17 protein-coding genes are annotated in these 18350 nt (G+C 55.7%); 14 read left to right on the top strand and 3 right to left on the bottom strand.

Annotated elements, in window-relative coordinates:
• Positions 1-64 precede the first annotated feature (64 nt).
• The 8 genes from rmuC to tatD all read left to right on the top strand — a co-directional run bounded on the left by rmuC (position 65) and on the right by tatD (position 7347).
• Complete coding sequence (gene rmuC, locus ACN1CO_RS20550) at positions 65-1564, top strand: DNA recombination protein RmuC (protein ID WP_419140474.1); 1500 nt, start codon at positions 65-67, stop codon at positions 1562-1564.
• Positions 1565-1639: 75 nt separating this feature from the next.
• Complete coding sequence (gene ubiE / locus ACN1CO_RS20545; RefSeq protein WP_419140473.1) at positions 1640-2398, top strand: bifunctional demethylmenaquinone methyltransferase/2-methoxy-6-polyprenyl-1,4-benzoquinol methylase UbiE; 759 nt, start codon at positions 1640-1642, stop codon at positions 2396-2398.
• Between the two features lie 11 nt (positions 2399-2409).
• Positions 2410-3015 carry a ubiquinone biosynthesis protein UbiJ gene (ubiJ, locus tag ACN1CO_RS20540; protein WP_419140472.1) on the top strand — a complete coding sequence of 202 codons (606 nt, stop codon included), beginning with the start codon at positions 2410-2412 and terminating at the stop codon, positions 3013-3015.
• Entirely contained in the window at positions 3012-4649 is a 1638-nt protein-coding gene (ubiB, locus tag ACN1CO_RS20535) for a ubiquinone biosynthesis regulatory protein kinase UbiB (protein ID WP_283546571.1), read from the top strand. The genes ubiJ and ubiB overlap by 4 nt, the downstream gene beginning before the upstream one ends.
• Positions 4650-4758: 109 nt before the next feature.
• On the top strand, positions 4759-5013 hold the full coding sequence (tatA, locus tag ACN1CO_RS20530) for a Sec-independent protein translocase subunit TatA (protein WP_090966345.1): 255 nt from the start codon (positions 4759-4761) through the stop codon (positions 5011-5013).
• Positions 5014-5016: 3 nt separating this feature from the next.
• On the top strand, positions 5017-5718 hold the full coding sequence (gene tatB, locus ACN1CO_RS20525; protein ID WP_419140471.1) for a Sec-independent protein translocase protein TatB: 702 nt from the start codon (positions 5017-5019) through the stop codon (positions 5716-5718).
• Positions 5718-6476 carry a Sec-independent protein translocase subunit TatC gene (gene tatC / locus ACN1CO_RS20520; protein WP_419140470.1) on the top strand — a complete coding sequence of 253 codons (759 nt, stop codon included), beginning with the start codon at positions 5718-5720 and terminating at the stop codon, positions 6474-6476. The genes tatB and tatC overlap by 1 nt, the downstream gene beginning before the upstream one ends.
• Positions 6477-6564: 88 nt before the next feature.
• Complete coding sequence (gene tatD / locus ACN1CO_RS20515) at positions 6565-7347, top strand: 3'-5' ssDNA/RNA exonuclease TatD (protein WP_419140469.1); 783 nt, start codon at positions 6565-6567, stop codon at positions 7345-7347.
• Here tatD and rfaH read toward each other — a convergent pair.
• Positions 7344-7832, bottom strand: a complete 489-nt coding sequence (gene rfaH, locus ACN1CO_RS20510; protein ID WP_090966337.1) for a transcription/translation regulatory transformer protein RfaH — start codon at positions 7830-7832, stop codon at positions 7344-7346. The two genes, tatD and rfaH, sit on opposite strands and share 4 nt — an antisense overlap.
• Before the next feature lie 240 nt (positions 7833-8072).
• Here rfaH and ubiD point away from each other — a divergent pair, with 240 nt between their 5' ends.
• Both ubiD and fre read left to right on the top strand, forming a co-directional pair.
• Complete coding sequence (gene ubiD / locus ACN1CO_RS20505; RefSeq protein WP_419140468.1) at positions 8073-9557, top strand: 4-hydroxy-3-polyprenylbenzoate decarboxylase; 1485 nt, start codon at positions 8073-8075, stop codon at positions 9555-9557.
• Positions 9558-9598: 41 nt separating this feature from the next.
• On the top strand, positions 9599-10300 hold the full coding sequence (gene fre, locus ACN1CO_RS20500; RefSeq protein WP_008926461.1) for an NAD(P)H-flavin reductase: 702 nt from the start codon (positions 9599-9601) through the stop codon (positions 10298-10300).
• 80 nt (positions 10301-10380) lie between these two features.
• On the opposite strand, the gene fadA is transcribed toward fre, so the two are convergent.
• Both fadA and fadB read right to left on the bottom strand, forming a co-directional pair.
• A complete protein-coding gene (gene fadA, locus ACN1CO_RS20495; protein WP_419140467.1) occupies positions 10381-11544 on the bottom strand; it encodes an acetyl-CoA C-acyltransferase FadA in 1164 nt (387 codons plus the stop codon).
• A 10-nt stretch (positions 11545-11554) separates the two neighbouring features.
• Complete coding sequence (gene fadB / locus ACN1CO_RS20490; protein ID WP_419140466.1) at positions 11555-13738, bottom strand: fatty acid oxidation complex subunit alpha FadB; 2184 nt, start codon at positions 13736-13738, stop codon at positions 11555-11557.
• 187 nt (positions 13739-13925) lie between these two features.
• Here fadB and pepQ point away from each other — a divergent pair, with 187 nt between their 5' ends.
• The 4 genes from pepQ to hemG are packed head-to-tail and all read left to right on the top strand — an operon-like array spanning position 13926 to position 17912.
• Positions 13926-15257, top strand: coding sequence for a Xaa-Pro dipeptidase (pepQ, locus tag ACN1CO_RS20485; RefSeq protein WP_419140465.1), 1332 nt, complete (start codon positions 13926-13928; stop codon positions 15255-15257).
• Positions 15257-15874, top strand: coding sequence for an IMPACT family protein (locus ACN1CO_RS20480; RefSeq protein ID WP_419140464.1), 618 nt, complete (start codon positions 15257-15259; stop codon positions 15872-15874). Before pepQ ends, ACN1CO_RS20480 begins: the two co-directional genes overlap by 1 nt.
• Positions 15875-15906: 32 nt before the next feature.
• Entirely contained in the window at positions 15907-17358 is a 1452-nt protein-coding gene (trkH, locus tag ACN1CO_RS20475) for a Trk system potassium transporter TrkH (RefSeq protein WP_004571219.1), read from the top strand.
• 17 nt (positions 17359-17375) lie between these two features.
• Positions 17376-17912, top strand: a complete 537-nt coding sequence (gene hemG / locus ACN1CO_RS20470; protein WP_419140463.1) for a menaquinone-dependent protoporphyrinogen IX dehydrogenase — start codon at positions 17376-17378, stop codon at positions 17910-17912.
• Positions 17913-18350: the final 438 nt, after the last annotated feature.

Raw genomic sequence — 18350 nt, 5'->3', positions numbered from 1 at the left:
TATCTGGACATTCATACAGTGCGACTCTACCTTTCCCTCAGCAGCCTGAGTCGCGAGGGAAATCATGGATCAGCACATCATTATCAGCGCCTGTCTGGCGCTTGCCGGGTTAGGGATTGGCTGGATGCTGGCACAGTTACGTGCCGGCCATCAGGTCGCCAGTTTCCAGACCGAGCGCCGTCTGCAGGAAGAGGCGCAACAGCGTCAGCAGCAGCAAATCGAACAGCTTCAGCAGCAGACGCAGCAGCGTGAGCAGGAGCTTCGTCAGCTGCACGGCGCGCTGAGCGGCGCCAATGAGCGACTGCAACAGCTTGATTACTGGCGTAATGAAAGTGAGCAGCTTAATCGTGAACTGCGCAATCAGCTGGAGGTTAACAGCGCGCAGGAAGCGGAGCTGCGCGAAGTCACCATCCGCCTTGAAGAGACCCGTTTCGCGGCTGAAGAGAAACAGCGCCTGCTGACCAATAGTGAACAACGCCTCAGCGCCCAGTTTGAAAACCTCGCCAACCGTATCTTCGAAAACAGCGGCCGTCGCGTCGATGAACAGAACCGCCAGAGTCTGGACGGGCTGATTGGTCCGCTGCGTGAACAGCTTGATGGCTTCCGGCGTCAGGTGCATGAGAGCTTTGGCGCAGAGGCGCGCGAACGGCACACGCTGACCCACGAAATCCGACAGTTACAGCAGCTGAATGCGCAGATGGCGCAGGAGGCACTGAACCTGACCAAAGCGCTGAAGGGCGACAATAAAATTCAGGGGAACTGGGGTGAAGTAGTGCTGAGCCGCGTACTGGAAGCCTCCGGACTGCGTGAAGGCTACGAATATGAAACCCAGGTCAGTATTCAGTCCGAACAGCAGGGCAGGATGCAGCCGGATGTGATTGTGCGTCTGCCGCAGGGCAAAGATGTGGTGGTAGACGCCAAAATGACGCTGGTGGCTTACGAGCGCTACTTCAATGCGAATGACGAGATCGAACGTGAGCAGGCGATCCAGGAGCATGTCGCGGCCATGCGGGCGCATATTCGTCTGCTGGGGCGAAAGGATTATCAGCAATTGCCCGGCTTACGATCGCTGGATTATGTGCTGATGTTCATTCCGGTTGAGCCCGCCTTTTTGCTGGCAATTGACCGCCAGCCTGAGCTGATTGGCGAGGCGCTGCAGCAAAACATCATGCTGGTCAGCCCCACCACGCTGCTGGTGGCATTGCGGACCATTAATAATCTGTGGCGCTATGAGCATCAGAGCCGCAATGCGCAGCGTATTGCCGATCGGGCTACGCGGCTCTATGACAAGATGCGGCTGTTTGTCGATGATATGAGCGGCATTGGTCACAGCCTGGATAAGGCGCAGAATAGCTATCGCGAGGCGATGAAAAAGCTGTCAGAAGGGCGTGGCAACCTCATCGCCCAGACGGAAGGATTTCGCGCGCTGGGCGTGGAGATCAAACGGCCCATCAACCCGCAGCTGGCCGAACGAGCCATGCCGGAAAACCGGGCGGATGAGGATGCAGATGACGACAGGGATGCGGATGAGAGCGAGCAGCGTGTGAGACGCCTCCACGAATAGTATGGGCGCAGCGTGCCTGACTTCCGTGACTCTGATACACTTCGGGAAGTATTGTTTGTGGAGCAGGTAAAACCGATGGCAGATGAATCACAGCAGGAAACTACCCATTTTGGCTTTCAGACGGTCGCCAAAAGCGAAAAAGCTGACAAAGTCGCGGACGTGTTTCACTCCGTAGCGGCAAAATATGACCTGATGAACGATTTGATGTCGTTTGGCGTCCATCGTATCTGGAAGCGTTTTACCATTGACAGCAGCGGCGTACGTCGCGGTCAGCGCGTGTTAGATCTGGCGGGTGGTACCGGCGATCTGACCGCTAAATTCTCTCGCCTGGTGGGCGAGACCGGTCAGGTTGTCCTGGCCGATATCAACAGCTCTATGCTGAATATGGGCCGCGAAAAGCTGCGCAATCAGGGCGTGGTTGGCAACGTGAGTTACGTACAGGCCAACGCAGAAGCTCTGCCTTTCCCCGATAACTATTTCGACTGCATCACCATCTCCTTTGGTCTGCGCAACGTCACGGAAAAAGAGAAGGCGCTGGCCTCGATGTTCCGCGTCCTTAAGCCGGGCGGACGTCTGCTGGTGCTGGAGTTCTCTAAGCCCGTACTGGATCCGCTGAGCAAAGCGTATGACGCTTACTCGTTCCACATTCTGCCGCGCATCGGACAGCTGGTGGCGCAGGATGCAGAGAGCTATCGCTATCTGGCCGAGTCGATCCGCATGCATCCCGATCAGGAGACCCTGAAAGCGATGATGAATGATGTTGGTTTTGAAAATACCACTTACTCCAATATGACCGGCGGCATTGTGGCGCTGCATCGTGGATTTAAGTTCTGAGTGAGATGGTAATGAACCTGACGCCCTTGATTACCGCGGGCCTGGAAACGGCGCTGAACCGTATTCTTTATCGCGATCGCGGCCTGAAACCGGCGCGGCAACGCCTGAATGGCAAAGTGCTGACGCTGCGCCTCAATGAGTTCTCTCATCCGCTGGTGCTGGTCTTCAGTGAACAGCAGCTGGACGTGTTAGCGGACTGGCAGGATCGCAGTGACTGCACGGTGATTACTTCGCTGAAAACCCTGCCGAAACTGCGCGATCGCCAGCAGCTGACGCCGCTGATCCGCAGCGGTGAGCTGCAGGTTGAAGGCGACCTGCAGGTGGTGCAGCAGTTCTCCGCGCTGATGGATCTGGCTGAGCTGGATCCGGCCGAATATCTGGCTCCCTGGGTGGGCGATATCGCCGCACAGGGCATCAGTCAGCGCTCTCAACAGGCATTACGCTTTTTCAAAGGTGAAGTGCAGCGTCGCCAGGATTATCTCGGACAGGCCATAACCGAAGAGTGGCGTGTTGCGCCTGGCTCGCTGGAGTTAGCCTGGTTTGCTGAGGAGGTCGACGCGATGGAACGTTCGCTTGAGGCGCTCGATGCGCGTCTGGCGCAGCTGGAGGCAAAATGAGTTTTGGAGAGATCCGCCGCTTATATCTGATCATGAAGGTCTTTCTGACCTATGGCCTTGATGAACTGATTCCTCAGACACGCCTCACTTTCCTGTTTCGCCTGTGGCGTCGCTCTGTTTTCTGGATCCCGAATCTGCATCAGCATGAACCCATCGGCGCACGTATGCGTATGGCGATGGAGCAGCTGGGTCCGGTCTGGATCAAGTTTGGCCAGATGCTGTCGACCCGTCGCGATCTCTTCCCGCCGCTGATCGCTGATCAACTGGCGATCCTGCAGGACCGCGTTGCGCCCTTCGATGGCGTCAAAGCTAAAGCGCAGATTGAAGCCTCAATGGGCGCACCGATTGAAACCTGGTTTGATGATTTTGATATCAAGCCACTGGCGTCAGCATCCATTGCGCAGGTGCACACCGCTACGCTGAAATCCACCGGCAAGAAAGTGGTGATCAAAGTGATTCGCCCCGATATTTTGCCGGTGATTAAAGCGGACATGAAGCTGATCTATCGCCTGGCTCGCTGGGTTCCGCGTCTGCTGCCGGATGGCCGCCGTTTGCGTCCGGTCGAGGTAGTGCGTGATTATGAAAAAACCCTGCTTGATGAGCTGAACCTGTTACGTGAAGCGGCAAACGCCATTCAGCTGCGCCGGAATTTTGAAGACAGCCGCATGCTCTATGTGCCGGAAGTTTATTCCGACTACTGCAGCGAAACCATGATGGTAATGGAGCGCATCTACGGCATTCCGATTTCAGACGTTGCTACGCTGGAGCGTCATGGCGTGAACATGAAGCTGCTGGCTGAACGTGGCGTGCAGGTCTTCTTCACCCAGGTGTTCCGCGACAGCTTCTTCCATGCGGATATGCATCCAGGCAACATCTTTGTCAGCTACGAGCATCCGGAAGATCCGCAATATATCGGCATTGACTGCGGTATCGTGGGTTCACTCAACAAAGAAGATAAGCGTTATCTGGCGGAAAACTTTATCGCCTTCTTCAACCGTGATTACCGTAAGGTTGCGGAGCTGCACGTTGATTCCGGCTGGGTGCCGCCCGATACCAACGTTGAGGATTTCGAGTTTGCGATTCGTACGGTCTGTGAGCCTATTTTTGAAAAGCCACTGGCTGAGATCTCCTTCGGGCATGTGCTGCTGAACCTGTTTAACACGGCACGCCGCTTCAATATGGAAGTGCAGCCGCAGCTGGTCCTGCTGCAAAAAACGCTGCTCTATGTGGAAGGCATCGGCCGTCAGCTCTATCCGCAGCTCGACCTGTGGAAGACAGCCAAGCCGTTCCTGGAAGAGTGGATTAAGGATCAGGTCGGTTTGCCTGCCATTATCCGTGCGGTGAAAGAGAAAGCGCCATTCTGGGCTGAGAAGCTTCCCGAGTTGCCCGAACTGTTTTACGACAGCATGCGTCAGCACAAACTTTTACGGCACAGCGTCGATAAATTAGTAGGCGATATGAATGCGCAGCGCGTCCGTCATCATCAGGCGCGTTACCTGTTTGGTGTCGGTGCCACGTTGCTGTTAAGCGGAACGGCCGTGCTGCTCACCCGACCGGATTGGGACTTCTTCCCGGCGGTGTTAATGGCAGCGGGAATCGTTTCCTGGTTAATCGGCTGGCGTAAGACAAACTGATTGTCACGTCCGTCTAAAAAAAGGTAATGTCGCTGGCTCAGGCCCGGTTGAAAAGGGCACTCTGTGGTGCATTACCTCATCGTTTTCACAGAATATTAGAGGCTATCTCATGGGCGGTATCAGTATCTGGCAATTGTTAATCATTGCCGTCATTGTTGTACTTCTGTTCGGTACCAATAAATTGCGTAATCTGGGTTCAGATTTAGGTTCTTCGATTCGTGGCTTCAAAAAAGCTATGAGTGACGAGGACGATAAAAAGGATCAACCGAAAGAGCAGGATGCTGACTTCGCGGCCAAAACGCTGGCTGATAAACAGCAAACTTCGGCTACCAAAGAAGACGCCAAGAACGACAAGCAGGTGTAAACCGTGTTCGATATTGGTTTTAGTGAACTGGTATTGGTGTTCGTTATCGGGCTGATTGTACTCGGCCCGCAACGTTTACCGGTTGCGGTGAAAACCGTGGTCGGCTGGATCAGGGCGATTCGTTCGCTGGCAGCCAATGTACAACATGAACTGGCGCAGGAGCTCAAACTGCAGGAGCTTCAGGATAGCCTGAAAAAGGTGGAAGAAGCGAGCCGTGGCACGCTCTCACCTGAGCTGAAAGAGTCAATGGAAGAGCTGCGTAAAACTGCGGATTCAATGAAACGCTCGGTCAGTCAGAGCATCGACATTGAAAAAGAGGAAGACGAGGCAAACACCATTCATTCGGCCCAGCACAGGCACGCGCCTCAGCCCGCTGCTGAAACGGGGCAGGCTTCTGATTCCGGCCAGGCTGAGCCTTCAGCGACGCCGGCTACTGCAGAACATCAGGCCAGTGCGCCGGCACAGGCCCCTGCTCCGGTTTCAGACTCTGTCACGGCAGTGCAACCTTCTGCGGCACCTTCCGCAGTTGCCCCGGCCCCGGCACAGGCTCCGTCAGCGGTTTCATCCGCTCCGGCTGTGCAATCTTCTGCCGCACCTGCCGCCGTGGCCAGCGCTCCGGCACAGGCACCCGCTGCTGATGTTGCCAGACCCACTGATTCTGCGCGTAATTCCGCGACCACCTCTTCTGCAAGTGATGAACGATAATGGCCGTTGAAGATACCCAACCGCTCATCAGTCATCTGATTGAGCTGCGTAAGCGACTACTGAACTGCATCCTCGCCGTACTGGGGATTTTCCTGGTGCTGGTTTACTTCGCGAATGACATCTACCAGCTGGTCGCGGCTCCGCTGATCAGCCAGATGCCGGTCGGCTCCAGCATGATTGCGACCGATGTGGCGTCGCCGTTTTTCACCCCGATTAAGCTGACTATTATTGTGTCGGTGTTTCTTGCGGTGCCGGTGATCCTCTATCAGGTCTGGGCTTTCATCGCTCCGGCGCTCTACCGGCATGAGCGTAAGCTGGTTATGCCGCTGCTCTTTTCCAGCACCTTCCTGTTCTATTTCGGCGTGGCGTTTGCCTATTTCGTGGTCTTCCCGCTGGCATTTGGTTTTTTCACCAAGACCGCGCCGATCGGCGTCACCGTCGCAACGGATATCTCTAAATACCTCGATTTTGTCATGACGCTGTTTATGGCATTTGGGGTGGCGTTTGAAGTGCCGGTAGCGATTGTGTTGCTGTGCTGGACCGGCATCACCAGTCCGGAAGATCTGAAGAAGAAACGTCCCTATATTCTGGTCGGCGCCTTCGTTGTCGGGATGCTGCTCACACCGCCGGATGTTTTTTCACAAACTTTGCTCGCTATTCCGATGTACTGCCTGTTTGAAGTCGGCGTATTCTTTTCCCGTTACTATGTGGGTAAAGGCCGCCGGGCACAGGATGAGGACGAGAACAGCGACTCCTGATGCTGACAGCTTTACCCGCACAGGCGGGAAGCGATCAAGCCAAACCGCCCTGATGGGCGGTTTTTGTTTATAAACAGTGGGAAAAATTATGTTTGATATCGGTGTAAACCTGACCAGCACGCAATTCGCCTCCGATCGGCAAAAGGTGGTTAAACGCGCGCGTGATGCGGGCGTCACCGGGATGCTTATTACCGGCACTAACGCGCTGGAGAGCCAGCAGGCTCAGCGACTGGCTGAAGCGCAACCTGATTTCTGCTGGTCCACCGCAGGCGTTCACCCTCACCATGCCAGCGAATGGTCTACGGAAATTGCCAGCACCCTGCGTCGCCTGGCTGAAAAACCGGAAGTGGTGGCTATCGGTGAGTGCGGACTCGATTTCAACCGCAATCTGTCAGCGCATGAGCAGCAGGAGTATGCGTTTGACGCGCAGCTGGCTCTGGCCGCGGAGCTCAATATGCCGGTGTTTCTGCATTGCCGTGAAGCTCATGAACGTTTCGCGGCGGTTCTTGCGCCCTGGCTGCTAAAACTGCCGGGTGCGGTGATCCACTGCTTTACCGGCACGCGTGACGAACTGGAAGCCTGTCTGGCAATGGGATTATCGGTGGGGATTACGGGCTGGGTATGCGATGAGCGTCGTGGTCTGGAACTGCGCGAGCTGCTGCCACTGATTCCCGCCGATCGTCTGCTGCTGGAAACCGATGCGCCTTATCTGCTGCCGCGCGATATGCGCCCGCGCCCGACTTCACGCCGGAACGAATCCTGCTTTTTACCGCATATTGTTAATCAGGTGGCGACATGGCGGGGCGAGGATGCTGAGGAACTGGCGGTCCGCATCGATCAGAATGCGCGGACATTGTTCAGACTGGTTTAAAGCTTGCGGAACTGCTTGTTATCCACGCTGCGCATCACCTGCTTGTTCAGCAGATTAAGCAACAGAATCGAGCGCGTTTCACCATCCGGCTCGGCAAAAATGGCGCGCAGCCCTTCAAACGTCCCTTCGGTGATGACCACTTCATCGCCGCTTTGTGGGGTCTCAGGATCAAGCAGGATTTGTGGGACGTCGGTCTCCAGCGCTTCAATCACGGCCGATGGTACAGTCGCGGGCGTGGTGCCGAAGCGCACGAAGTGACTGACACCGCGCGTGCTGCTGATGGTTGTGGTGTGAATCGCTTCCGGATCGAATTCGATAAACAGATAGTTTGGAAACAGTGGCTCACTTACCGTGGTGCGTTTGCCGCGCACGATCTTTTCCAGAGCGATCATTGGACTAAGGCAATTCACTTCCTGCCGCTCCAGATGCTCCTTCGCGCGCAATAGCTGTCCACGTTTGCAATAGAGTAAGTACCAGGATTCCATAACTGCTCCCATTGAATGGACGCTAAGAATAGCAAACCTGCTGACAGAGTTATAGCGCAGGGGCAGGGTAAAGCGTCCCGCAGTGAAAATAAACTGAGAATTTTCCTAACATACCGGCGGGCAGCAGAAAAGGAGGCAGGAAATGGACGTCACCTTATTAAGCCGCCGTATAAACCTCAGCATATCCGCTTAATCAGACCTATAATGGCCGATTCACTCTGGCCGGAAAGCTAAAGCCGCATGAAATATCACGATTTAAGAGACTTTCTCGCGCTGCTCGAACAGCGCGGTGAGCTAAAGCGCATAACCCAGTCGATCGACCCTGAACTGGAAATGACCGAAATTGCCGATCGCACCCTGCGTGCCGGTGGCCCCGCCTTGCTGTTTGAAAACCCGAAAGGGTACGACATGCCGGTACTGTGCAATCTGTTCGGCACGCCAAAGCGCGTGGCAATGGGCATGGGCCAGGAAGAGGTCAGCGCACTGCGTGAAGTGGGTAAACTGCTGGCCTTCCTGAAAGAGCCGGAGCCGCCAAAAGGGTTCCGCGATCTGTTCGACAAGATGCCGCAGTTTAAGCAGGTCCTGAACATGCCGACTAAGCGCGTGCGCAATGCACCCTGTCAGGAAGAGGTGTTCAGCGGCGATGAAGTTGATCTGACGCGCATTCCGGTGATGAAGTGCTGGCCGGGTGATGCGGCACCGCTGATTACCTGGGGACTGACCGTGACGCGCGGCCCTCACAAAGAGCGGCAGAATCTCGGTATCTACCGGCAGCAGGTGATCGGTAAAAATCGTCTGATTATGCGCTGGCTGTCGCATCGTGGCGGCGCGCTTGATTATCTGGAGTGGACGAAAGCGCATCCGGATGAGCGTTTTCCGGTCTCAGTAGCGCTGGGTGCCGATCCCGCGACCATCCTCGGTGCCGTCACGCCGGTGCCGGATACGCTGTCAGAATATGCGTTTGCCGGTTTGCTGCGCGGTAATAAAACCGAAGTCGTGAAATGCCTCTCGAACGATCTCGAAGTGCCGGCCAGTGCGGAAATCGTGCTGGAAGGCTATATCGAAGCGGGCGATATGGCACCGGAAGGACCTTACGGCGACCACACTGGCTACTACAATGAAGTAGATAGCTTCCCGGTGTTTACCGTGACGCATATTACGCAGCGCCATAAGCCTATCTATCACTCCACCTATACCGGCCGTCCGCCGGATGAACCTGCGGTGCTGGGTGTGGCGCTGAATGAAGTACTGGTGCCGATTCTGGTGAAGCAGTTCCCGGAGATCGTAGACTTCTATCTGCCGCCTGAAGGTTGCTCCTACCGCCTCGCGGTTGTGACGATTAAAAAGCAGTACGCAGGGCATGCCAAACGTGTCATGTTTGGCGTCTGGTCGTTTTTGCGGCAGTTCATGTACACCAAATTTGTTATTGTGTGTGACGATGACGTTAATGCGCGTGACTGGAACGACGTGATCTGGGCGATCACCACGCGTATGGATCCGGCCCGCGATACGGTATTAGTGGAAAATACCCCGATCGATTATCTCGATTTCGCCTCGCCTGTTTCCGGGCTGGGATCGAAGATGGGGATGGATGCGACCAATAAGTGGCCCGGTGAAACGCAGCGCGAATGGGGTACACCCATCGTTAAGGATCCTGCGGTCACGGCGCGCATTGATGCTATCTGGGATGAGCTAGGTATTTTTGATCAGCCGCCACAGCGTTGATGGCGAGCACAACCATAAAGACGACCCGACAGAGGGAACGCATGACAACGTTAAGCTGTAAAGTAACTTCAGTTGAGGCGATTACCGACACGGTCTATCGCGTTCGCCTGATCCCTGAAGCGGAATTCAGTTTTCGCGCGGGACAGTATCTGATGGTAGTGATGGATGAGCGCGACAAGCGTCCGTTCTCACTAGCCTCAACGCCGATGGAAAAAGATATCATCGAGCTGCATATCGGCGCGTCCGATCTGAACCTCTATGCCATGGCCGTTATGGATCGCATCCGTAACGATCGCCAGATCACAGTTGATATGCCGCACGGCGATGCCTGGTTGCGCGAAGAGAGCACTAAACCGCTGATTCTGATTGCAGGCGGCACCGGTTTCTCCTATGCCCGTTCCATTCTGCTCACCGCACTGGCGGAACAGCCAGAGCGCGATATCGCCATTTACTGGGGCGGACGCGAACTCAAGCATCTCTACGATATGGACGAGCTGGATGCGCTGGCGGTGAAACATCCGAACCTGAAGGTGATCCCGGTCGTCGAGCAGCCTGAAGCAGGCTGGCAGGGTCGTTCAGGCACGGTTCTGACGGCCGTAATGCAGGACTTCAGCACGCTGAGCGAGCATGAGATCTACATCGCCGGACGTTTTGAGATGGCGAAGATTGCCCGCGATCGTTTCTGTGCCGAACGTGGCGCAGTGGAATCACAGATGTATGGCGATGCGTTTGCCTTTATCTGATTCCCGGTAGCAGCCTGTAGCAGACAGAAAAAACCCGCCGGTTAACGGCGGGTAAATCTGACAAAGTAAGACTCAACGTATTACAGACGCTCGAATACGGTCGCGATCCCCTGTCCCAGTCCGATGCACATGGTGGCGAGACCAAAACGGGCATCGCGTCGTTCCATAATGTTCAGCAGCGTAGTGCTGATGCGCGCACCGGAACAGCCCAGCGGATGGCCTAAAGCAATCGCGCCGCCATTCAGATTGACCTTTTCATCCATCAGCTCCAGCAAACCTAAGTCTTTAATGCAGGGCAGCGTCTGCGCGGCAAAGGCTTCGTTCAGCTCAAACACGTCGATATCACTGACGCTCAGTCCCGCCCGTTTCAACGCCAGTTTGCTGGCCGGTACCGGTCCGTAGCCCATGATCGACGGATCACAGCCGACCACTGCCATGCTGCGGATACGAGCGCGTGGTGTCAGCCCCAGTTCACGGGCGCGTGATTCACTCATGATCAGCATGGCGGCCGCACCATCTGACAGCGCTGAAGACGTACCTGCCGTAACGGTGCCATTCACCGGATCGAAGGCGGGTTTGAGCGCCGCCAGTCCTTCGGCGCTGGTCTCCTCACGGATCACCTCGTCGAAATCATAGCGTTTGAGAATGCCGTCACTGTCGTGACCATAGGTGGCGACAATCTCTGTTGCGAAATCTCCACGCTGGGTGGCCTGCCATGCGCGCTGGTGCGAACGCAGGGCAAACGCATCCTGCTGCTCACGGCTGATATGATGCATACGCGCCAGCATCTCGGCAGTTAAGCCCATCATGCCCGCGGCTTTGGCAACGGTGCGGCCCAGGCCGGGATGAAAGTCCACGCCGTGATTCATTGGCACATGTCCCATATGCTCCACGCCACCAATCAGGCAGCACTGCGCATCGCCAACCATAATGGCGCGGGCCGCATCGTGCAGCGCCTGCATGGAGGAACCACATAGCCGGTTAACGGTCGTGGCCGGCACAGAGTGCGGGATTTCGGCCAGCAGCGCGGCGTTACGCGCGATATTAAATCCCTGTTCCAGCGTCTGCTGTACGCAGCCCCAGACGATGTCGTCGAGGGATGTCGGGTTCACCACCGGGTTGCGGCTCAGAATTTCGCGCATCAGGTGCGCAGAGAGATCTTCAGCGCGCACGTTTCGAAAGGCTCCACCTTTTGAACGTCCCATTGGCGTGCGCACCGCATCAACAATCACCACATTTTCCATCTTCTTGCCCTCAGGCGCTTTTCAGCGCGGCTTCATCAATCGGTTTGGCGGCGGGATACCAGCTTTCATGCTGATGGGCTTTCTGCACCAGCAGCTCAGGCAGGGCATACAGGCCGCCGAGCGTGCTATAGCGCCGGGCCTGATCGACCACATTGCTGTTGCCAAGAGTATCGAGGTAGCGGAAAGCACCACCACGGAATGGCGGGAAGCCGAGGCCATAGACCAGCGCCATATCCGCTTCTGCTGGCGAAGCGATAATCTTCTCTTCCAGGCAGCGCACCACTTCATTCAGCATCGGCAGCATCATGCGGTTCAGGATCTCTTCGTCACTGAAAACCCGCGCGGGCTGACAGACCTGTTGCAGCAGCGAATCCACCTCCGCATCCGGCACTTTCTTCAGCTTGCCCTTTTTATCCTCTTCCCAGCGCCAGAAGCCTTTGCCATTTTTCTGGCCAAAACGACCAGCCTCAAACAGCAGGTCGATCGCATCGCGATAGTCATGCTTCATACGATCCGGGAAACCATCCGCCATAACGCTTTGCGCGTGGTGTGCGGTATCGATGCCTACTACATCCAGCAGCCATGAGGGACCCATCGGCCAGCCGAACTGTTTTTCCATCACCTTATCAATCTGACGGAAATCAGCGCCATCGCGCAGCAGCAGGCTGAAAGCAGCGAAGTAGGGGAACAATACCCGGTTCACGAAGAAGCCCGGACAGTCATTCACCACGATCGGCGTTTTGCCCATCTTGCTGGCCCAGGCCACCACTTTACTCAGGGTCGCTTCACTGGTTTTCTCGCCACGAACCACTTCAACCAGCGGCATACGCGGCACCGGATTGAAGAAGTGCATGCCACAGAAGTTTTCCGGGCGCTGCAGCGCCTGCGCGAGCTGGCTGATTGGAATGGTCGAGGTATTAGAGGCCAGAATCGCGTCTTCACGCAGATGCTGTTCGGTTTCAGCCAGCACTTTGGCCTTGATCAGCGGGTTCTCAACCACTGCTTCCACCACCACATCGGCCTGGTCAAAACCGGCGTAATCCAGCGTGGGCTGGATAGTGGCGATCACACTGGCGAGTTTGTTGCCGTCAATTTTGCCGCGCTCCAGCAGCTTATTAAGCAGCTTGCTGGCTTCGTTCATCCCCAAGGTTAACGCCTGTGGGTTAATGTCTTTCATTCTGACCGGTACGCCTTTCCAGGCCGACTGATAGCTGATGCCGCCACCCATGATGCCTGCGCCCAGTACGGCCGCCTGAGACGGTGCGCCGCTTTCGCTGCCGCGCTTTTTCGCCAGGCTTTTCACGTACTGATCGTTGAGGAAGATGCCGACCAGTGCGCGGGCTTCATCAGACTGTGCCAGCGGCACAAACGCCGCGGTTTCAAGTTTCAGCGCATCATCACGGCCAAGACTGGCCGCCGCTTCAATGGTTTTTACTGCCATCAGCGGAGCGGGATAATGTTTCCCTGCGGTCTGCAGCACCATCGCTTTCGCAATTGTGAAGCTCATGGCCGCTTCAATCGGACTGAGCTTCAGTGGAGCCAGTTTCGGTGCCCGGCGCGCGCGCCAGCTGCCATCAGTGGCGGCGGCTTTGAGCATCGTGATCCCCGCCTCGCGCAGTTTTTCGCGAGCGACCACCGCATCGACCAGACCGAGTTTCAGGGCAGCATTGCCATCGACATCTTTGCCCGCCGCAATAATTTCCAGCGCACTGTCGGCACCCAGCAGGCGCGGCAATCGTACGCTGCCGCCAAAGCCGGGCATGATGCCGAGTTTTGTTTCCGGCAGTCCAATGCGGGCGTCCGCAGTGGCGATACGCAGGTCGGTTGCCAGTACGCATTCACATCCGCCGCCCAGCGCATAGCCGTCAATGGCGGCCAGGGTCGGCACCGGCAAATCTTCCAGACGGTTGAAGATGCTGTTAGCGTAGCTCAGCCACTGACTCAGCTTTTCGGTAGGTGCATCAAACAGGGAAAGGAACTCGGTGATATCCGCGCCCACAATAAAAGCCGGTTTAGCGGAGCTCAGCAGCAGGCCGCGCAGTTCTGGCTGCTGTTCCAGCACCGCAATCGCCTCGCCCAGACTGGCGACGGTTTGCGTATCAAGCTTGTTGACCGAGCCTGTAGCGTCAAAAACCAGCTCGGCGATGCCATCGTCCAGCCAGTGAAGAGTAAGGTTAGCGCCTTGGTAGAGCATGTGCGTCTCCTGAAACCGCGAAAGGTGATCTGGTCATACCAGATGATCGTGAGTGTGGGAGCGATGTTAATTATTTGCAAACTGCTCTTTGCTTATTTGCTAACAAGATCACAGCTCCGCCGACTTCGGCATCTGCGCAAGGGGTATGCTAAACTTGCGGCCATTTCGCGACACTGGAGAGACGTCAATGGATTCACTGAAGACCTTGTATCACGCGCATATCGCCACGTTGCAACAACGGGCGCAGCAGGTGCTGGCACGCAATAAACTGGATGCGATGTTGATCCATTCCGGTGAGTTGTTGACGGTGTTTCTGGATGACCACACCTATCCGTTCAAGGTGAATCCACAGTTTAAGGCCTGGGTGCCGGTGACGCAGGTGCCTAATTGCTGGCTGTGGATTGATGGGGTGAACAAACCTAAACTGTGGTTCTACTCTCCGGTGGATTACTGGCATAACGTTGAACCGCTGCCGGATAGCTTCTGGACCGGGGATGTCGAGGTTATCGGCCTGAAAGATGCGGATGAGATTGCGCAACTGCTGCCTGCACAGCGAGATAACGTCGCCTATATTGGCCCGGTCAACGCGCGCGCGACTCAGCTCGGTATTGCCTCCGGCAATATCAATCCCAAAGCGGTGATCGATTTCCTGCATTTCCATCGCAGCATCAAAACAGATTATGAACTTGCCTGTATGCGCCAGGCGCAGAAGCTGGCGGTTGCTGGCCATCGGGCAGCGAAAGAGGCGTTCTCGTCAGGCTTAAGCGAGTTTGATATCAACCAGGCCTATCTGACTGCGACCGGTCATCGCGACACCGATGTGCCTTACGGCAATATCATTGCGCTGAATGAACACGCTGCGGTGCTGCACTATACCCGGCTGGACCATCAGCCACCGGCGAAACGCCACAGCTTTTTGATTGATGCGGGTGCTGAGTATCTTGGCTACGCCGCCGATCTGACCCGCAGCTATGCGGCGCAGAGCAGTTCGCTCTATGCCAGAATGGTTGAGGCGATGAACGCGGAAGAGCTGGCGCTGATAGCTACGCTGAAAGCAGGTGTCCGTTACACCGATTATCATCTTCAGATGCACCAGCGTATTGCGAAGATGTTGCTGAAGTTTGAGCTGGTGCAGGGAATCAGTGAAGAAGCGCTGGTGGCTGAAGATCTGACCGGCCCGTTTATGCCACATGGCCTGGGGCATCCGCTGGGTCTGCAGGTGCATGACGTTGCGGGTTTTATGCAGGATGATCAGGGCACGCATCTGGCCGCGCCTGCGCAATACCCTTATCTTCGCTGCACCCGCGTGCTGCAACCGGGCATGGTATTAACCATCGAGCCAGGCTTCTATATTATTGACTCCTTACTGGCGCCGCTGCGTGCAGGCCGTTTCAGTCAGCACTTTAACTGGCAGGCTATCGATGCGCTTCGGCCTTATGGCGGGATTCGTATCGAGGATAACGTGGTGATCCATACGCATCGCGTTGAGAACATGACCCGCGATCTGCATCTGGCCTGATGGAGGCCTTTGATATTCCCGCTGTGCCCGTGAGCAGCAGTGAGGAGACGATCAAAAAGAGTCGCTTCATTACGCTGCTGGCGCACACCGAGGGGGCAGAGGCGGCGCGCGCCTTTGTTCAGCAGGTTAAAAGCGAGCATCCCGCTGCCCGGCATCACTGCTGGGCATGGGTTGCGGGTGCGCCTAATGATTCCCAACAGCTCGGCTTCTCTGATGATGGTGAACCTTCGGGTACGGCAGGGAAACCGATGCTGGCGCAGCTGATGGGCGCAGATATTGGCGAGATTACCGCCGTGGTGGTGCGCTATTACGGCGGCATCATGCTGGGAACCGGGGGCTTAGTGAAAGCCTATGGCGGTGGCGTTCAGCAGGGGCTTAAGCTGCTGCCACGGCAGCGCAAAGTGCCGATGAAGTTGTTTACGTTGCAGTGTGACTATCCACAGCTCAGTGATGTTGAACGGCTGGTTCAGCGTTTCGACGGTAAGGTGACCGACAGTCAGTTTCAGGATCGCATTGCGCTGACGCTGGCTGTACCTTACGGACAAATCGACGGATTCAAAAAAAATCTGTCAGACTTTAGTCGGGGCGCGTTATCGCTGATCCCGCTCATACCCTGATGTTCATCTCTATTATTTAAAGGAACGGCTGAATGCACTTTCGCGCCATTACCCGCATAGTCGGTCTGCTGGTGATCCTCTTTTCAGTAACGATGATTTTGCCCGGCCTGGTCGCATTGATTTATCGTGATGGCGCGGGACGGGCATTTAGCCAGACCTTTATGATGGCGCTGGTGATCGGCTCGCTGCTGTGGTGGCCGAATCGCAAAAAGAAAACGGAACTCAAACCGCGGGAAGGGTTTCTGATTGTCGTCCTGTTCTGGACGGTGCTGGGCAGCGTAGGGGCGATGCCCTTTATCTTTGCCGAGCAGCCGCATCTTTCGGTGACGGATGCGTTCTTTGAATCTTTCTCTGGCCTGACAACGACCGGTGCCACCACGCTGGTGGGGCTGGACTCGCTGCCCAAGGCGATCCTCTTCTATCGGCAGATGCTGCAGTGGCTGGGCGGTATGGGGATCATCGTATTGGCGGTAGCGATACTGCCGATTCTGGGCGTTGGGGGCATGCAGCTCTATCGCGCTGAAATGCCGGGGCCGCTGAAAGATAACAAAATGCGGCCGCGTATTGCCGAGACGGCTAAAACCCTCTGGCTGATCTATGTTCTGCTGACGGTGGCCTGTGCGCTGGCACTGTGGCTGGCAGGAATGCCGGCCTTTGATGCAATCGGCCACAGCTTCTCGACCATCGCCATTGGCGGCTTCTCAACCCATGATGCCAGCATCGGCTATTTTCACAGTGGCACCATCAATACCATCGTGGCGGTGTTTCTGCTGATCTCAGGCTGTAACTATGGCCTGCACTTTGCCATGTTAAGCGGGCGCAATCTGCGCGTGTACTGGCGCGACCCGGAATTCCGCATGTTCATTGGTGTTCAGCTGACGCTGGTGTTGATCTGCACGCTGGTACTCTGGTTCCACAATGTTTACGACAGCGGTTGGCAAACGCTGAACCAGGCCTTCTTCCAGGTCGTTTCTATGGCGACGACGGCGGGATTCACGACCGACAGCATCGCACGCTGGCCACTGTTCCTGCCGGTGCTGCTGCTGTGCTCCGCCTTTATCGGCGGCTGTGCCGGTTCAACCGGTGGTGGCCTGAAGGTGATCCGCATCCTGCTGTTATGCAAGCAGGGTAACCGTGAGCTTAAGCGTCTGGTTCACCCGAATGCGGTCTACACCATTAAGCTGGGTAATAGGGCGCTGCCGGAACGAATCCTTGAGGCCGTATGGGGATTCTTCTCGGCTTATGCGCTGGTGTTCCTGGTCAGCATGCTGGCAATCATCGCCACCGGCGTCGACGATTTCTCGGCATTTGCTGCCGTTGCCGCGACGCTGAATAACCTCGGGCCGGGTTTAGGGGTTGTGGCCGATAACTTCACTTCAATGAATGATGTGGCGAAATGGATTCTTATCTCCACCATGTTATTCGGGCGTCTCGAGGTATTTACCTTGCTGGTGCTGTTCACACCTACTTTCTGGCGTGAATAATTAATAAGGATGCTGACATGAAAGCGCTGATTCTCTATTCCACCCGCGACGGACAAACAAAGAAGATTGCCTCTTCTATAGCTGAGGTGATCCATCAGCAGCAGCCATGTGATGTGCTGGACATTCAGGATGTCGCTCTGCCTGACTGGGCGCAGTATGATCGCGTGCTGATTGGTGCCTCTATTCGCTACGGTCATTTCCAGCCGGTCGTTGATAAGTTTGTGAAGCAACACCTTCAGGCGTTGCAGCAGCGTACCAGCGGTTTCTATTCGGTGAACCTCACGGCGCGCAAACCTGAGAAGCGTTCTCCTGAAACTAATGCTTATACGCAGAAGTTTCTGGCCAGTTCGCCGTGGCAACCTGATTGCTGTGCTGTGTTCGCGGGCGCACTCTACTATCCGCGCTATCGCTGGTTCGATCGCGTCATGATTCAGTTGATTATGCGTATGACAGGCGGTGAGACAGATTCAACGAAAGAAGTGGAGTACACGGACTGGCAGCAGGTACGCACTTTTGCCAATGATTTTGCACAGTTACCAGGCAAATCGTCGTGAAATAGCGCGATTTGATGAAAATTACTGCGAACGATAATCTTTTCGTAATAAACACTTGTCAGCCCGCGCGAACTCCCTATAATGCGCCTCCATCAACACGGAACACCGGCAACGGGAAACGGGTTGAGAGGCGCAGGAGACTGCGCCGCCAGAGAAAAACTTCTGAGAAAGAGGTTGACTCTGCAGGAGGAAAGCGTAATATACGCCACCTCGCGACAGGACGCTAAGGCACTGTTCGCACTGCTCTTTAACAATTTATCAGACAATCTGTGTGGGCACTCGCAGGATTGATATCAGCGTCTCCGGACGTAAAAAAATATCAAGCCTCACGAGTGAACACATAATGAAATTCATTATGACGTTTTACAGATGAGCACCGCTTAACTTGTTTAAGCAAATCAAACTTAAATTGAAGAGTTTGATCATGGCTCAGATTGA

Origin of the sequence: Pantoea sp. R13S299 (genome assembly GCF_048515925.1) — a bacterium.
Taxonomy (GTDB): Bacteria; Pseudomonadota; Gammaproteobacteria; order Enterobacterales; family Enterobacteriaceae; genus Pantoea.
The sequence above is the reverse complement of the archived record's forward strand: the minus strand, read 5'-3'. Positions and strand labels throughout refer to the sequence as shown.